Annotated in this window: 5 protein-coding genes; all 5 read left to right on the forward strand. The window is 52.4% G+C overall.

Translation table 11 applies throughout. From position 1 onward, the window contains the following. The coding region (locus PZA18_RS23675) for a hypothetical protein (protein ID WP_284103364.1) at positions 1-1,736 on the forward strand (1,736 nt) is incomplete at its 5' end. Continuing rightward, positions 1,726-2,067 (forward strand): hypothetical protein, encoded by a 342-nt coding sequence (locus PZA18_RS23680; RefSeq protein ID WP_284103365.1) that lies wholly within the window; start codon positions 1,726-1,728, stop codon positions 2,065-2,067. The genes PZA18_RS23675 and PZA18_RS23680, both read left to right, overlap by 11 nt. A 14-nt stretch (positions 2,068-2,081) precedes the next feature. Continuing rightward, positions 2,082-2,510 (forward strand): hypothetical protein, encoded by a 429-nt coding sequence (locus PZA18_RS23685; RefSeq protein ID WP_284103366.1) that lies wholly within the window; start codon positions 2,082-2,084, stop codon positions 2,508-2,510. Beyond that, on the forward strand, positions 2,473-2,673 hold the full coding sequence (locus tag PZA18_RS23690; RefSeq protein WP_284103367.1) for a hypothetical protein: 201 nt from the start codon (positions 2,473-2,475) through the stop codon (positions 2,671-2,673). The genes PZA18_RS23685 and PZA18_RS23690 overlap by 38 nt, the downstream gene beginning before the upstream one ends. A gap of 108 nt (positions 2,674-2,781) precedes the next feature. Then, positions 2,782-3,058, forward strand: a 277-nt coding sequence (locus PZA18_RS23695) for a hypothetical protein (RefSeq protein WP_284103368.1), incomplete at its 3' end; no start/stop codon positions are given.

Below are 3,058 nucleotides of genomic sequence, written 5' to 3' on the forward strand. Positions count from 1 at the left end.
GGGCCGGGGACTATGTGGGCAGAACCGTTGGCGGCCAGGGCGGCGCCATCGTCGGTGGCCTGATCGGCTCAATGGTGTCCCAAGGCATCAGCACCGGCCGCATCGACCCGATGCAAGCCAGCATGGATGCGGCTCGGGCGGGGATACTGTATTACGCCGGCAGTGGCGGGGCCGAGGACGCCGGCAGCGAAGGCGGCCGGCAATGGAATGCCGATGTGCAGCAGCGTAAGCAAGCGATGGTGGACGATGCCTTGGCAAAATCAGACATCGCCGATGCCTACAACTCGCTGACCGTCCGCACCACGTATCAAGACCCACGTTTCCGGTTTGACGAAGGCCCATCGAAATACCGCATGTTCCCGCACCTTGGCAGCAATATTGGGCTGGGTGGCGGCGCAGGCGATGACGACGCTGCCGCTAGCCTGGCCAGGCAGGATGCACTACGGCGGGTAGTGGGCATTGAGCGGATAGCGGTCAACAATGGCTGGCAGAACCAGGCCGATCAGGAAAACCAAGCCATCATCCGTGCCGCGTATCAAGCTGGCGTCAGCCTGGCGCCCACCTCGGCCAATGCCGCCCTGCTGGGCCTGACCACCGCCGAAGCCACCCGGATGGACCTGCTGGGCGAACAGAAAGTCCTGCGCGCCGTGGCAGCCGGTGCCAACGATGATCAGATTGAATGGGTCAAATCTGAAGTGCGACAAGCCCAGCAGAAGATCCTGAGCGCCCAGGCGGCTGTAGCGGCCACCGCCCAGAACCTGAGCCGCAACTACATGGCCGAGACCACGGCCGGTATCTGGAACAACATCGGCAACAGTCCCTACCCCGGCCAAACCGCCCTCTACAGCGCCATTCCGCTGACGATTGCGGCCGGTGGGGCGGCAATGGAAGACGGCTACAACCTGGTGCGCGACGTTGGCACCAACCTGAGGTTGACCGGCAACCTGCTCAGTCTGGGTACCCAGCAACTGCTGGCAGGTGACGCGGAAGGCGCAAGATCGCTTGCTACGGCGGGGTTGACGGCCTTGCCGTACGCGCCGGCGGTGGGTGCAGCAGTCAGCAAGGCATCGGGTGTGGTACGAGGTTCAAATGTTTACCGTGAGTTGGCCAATACCCACGTCCGCCTGGGGGTGGTGATGGTGGATGTCCCTGTCAATTCGTGGATGGGTAAGTTCAGCCAAGCAACCATGCCAAACTTCCAGGTTGTACCGAGTGATACGGTACCCCTGTTGATACCGGTGGTGGGGTTGGAGACAACATCTATAAGTAAAGTGGCCGATTTGGCAGGTGAAAGAGCTCAATTTTCTTTAGCCCTTGGCGTACAAGACCATCCTGCGCACATCTCAGATCTTGCTAAACACGGGCAACTAAATAGATTTGTCTCAAAATTGGAAGATCCATCCATAAAAACGTATTTTGACATAGCGCGGGAAAGAGGTTTTCCTAGGGCCACCTCCGCCAAAGCTCTTGAATCGCAAATCGATTCGTTGATGAAAGAGTCAAAACAGATTCACTTTAATTTGGATGGTGTTGTGACTAATCTAAATAGATCATCTCTTGAGCGAGTGATGGATATTGGAGCTGAGGGATCAATGATTGTCCCGAGAAATGTAACTCGTTGGGAGTTAAGTAGAGTCTGGAAGCTGTACTCAGACAAAACAGTCTTTTACTATGGTGGCAATATGGTCGACTTAAGAGTCATCATGTCTGAAAAAGGACCCCGCAATGTTTTCTGATTTTAATGACTCCCCTGAGAGCTATGACTATGCCCAAGCGGGTAAAAAGATTGCCTCCCTTGGAGATAAACGTGGAGAATCTGACATTTTTGCAGAGGCCATGTATGCAATTTTCTTTAAAATTAGAAAGTCGCCAATGCCTGTAAATTTTCTTACTGATTGTTTGGGACAGCCTGATTTTATAGACTCAAAAGACCCTAAAAAAGTCACTTATATTTATAAGTGGCAGCAGATGGTAGGCTCTCACAACTTTCAGTCCAGTACGCGCTTTCTGGTAATAAATGAGCAGGTGATAAAAATTCTGCCTCAAGATGATGGTGATATCTTGTAGGGTAATAGGAACGGATGACGGGGAAATTGACAGCCAAAAAAGTGAGCCTATACCTTGCCAAGCTCAATCGAGTCATAGAGGTGGAGTTATTCATCTCTGTGGCTTCAGATTGTGAACTGAAAATTAAAATTGAGGGATTGGAGCATGTTGCAATTGGGAAGGATTTTATCAATTGCCTCAATGACCTCCGAGAGCACATTCTTGAACCAGAAGAAGCATTTTTAATGATAAATGCCTGTAGGAAGGATTTTCTTTCCTCTCGAATGGCTCGCCAGATGTCGAATGGCTTGAGCGGTTATCTGCTCGAAAAAGGTAAGCAAGCCAGAATGGCTGATCTAGTTTCCTCACTAGATTTTGCTGAGGTTGGCTTATTGACAACAGTCAACTTGCAAAGGCAATTTCACAATGAGTGGATTGAATCATTCAGAAATAGACAATGTTAAGCCTACGGAAGAGGCAGTAAACGAAGCGATGCAAAATCCTGGCGGCTGGGGATATGTTCTTGATAAGAAATACCCGAAAACTGGACGCATTCTTCCTGAGGCGATTGTGGGTGCCTGGAAAGTTAATGAAAAAGGGTTAATAGAAGGCCCTTTCAAATCCTAACTATGTTCCAAGTGAGTAAATTGTTCCGCTGTCCTGTTTGAATGATCCAAAAAGAACTTCATTTCTCTGGATTGCTACTGGTACCGCTACGACAACTTCAACCGAGTCGTGGTCAGCCAGGGCGAACTGGGCAAAGACGAAGCGGGCCAAACCACGGTCGTCAAAGGCGAGCGCGGCGTGGCGCTGACTTACAACTACCTGAACCAGCGCACCCAGGCGGCCTATGGCGGCAAGACCGATGCCGGCTACGGCCAGTATGCCCATACCGAAAACTATGGCTACAGCCTCGAAGGCTATCTGACCCGCGTCACCAGTGGCGGCGCCGTCGTGTCCGAGCGGAAAGTGGACAGCGCCGGCCGCACCTGGAAAACCACCGACACCTGGA

Source organism: Parachitinimonas caeni (assembly GCF_030129945.1).
Taxonomy (GTDB): Bacteria; Pseudomonadota; Gammaproteobacteria; order Burkholderiales; family Chitinimonadaceae; genus Parachitinimonas; species Parachitinimonas caeni.

Excerpts from the sequence above, each read along its gene's own strand:
- PZA18_RS23680 (WP_284103365.1), top strand. The coding sequence starts at position 1,726 with ATGTTTTCTGATTTTAATGACTCCCCTGAGAGCTATGACTATGCCCAA.
- PZA18_RS23685 (WP_284103366.1), top strand. The coding sequence starts at position 2,082 with ATGACGGGGAAATTGACAGCCAAAAAAGTGAGCCTATACCTTGCCAAG.
- PZA18_RS23690 (WP_284103367.1), top strand. The coding sequence starts at position 2,473 with ATGAGTGGATTGAATCATTCAGAAATAGACAATGTTAAGCCTACGGAA.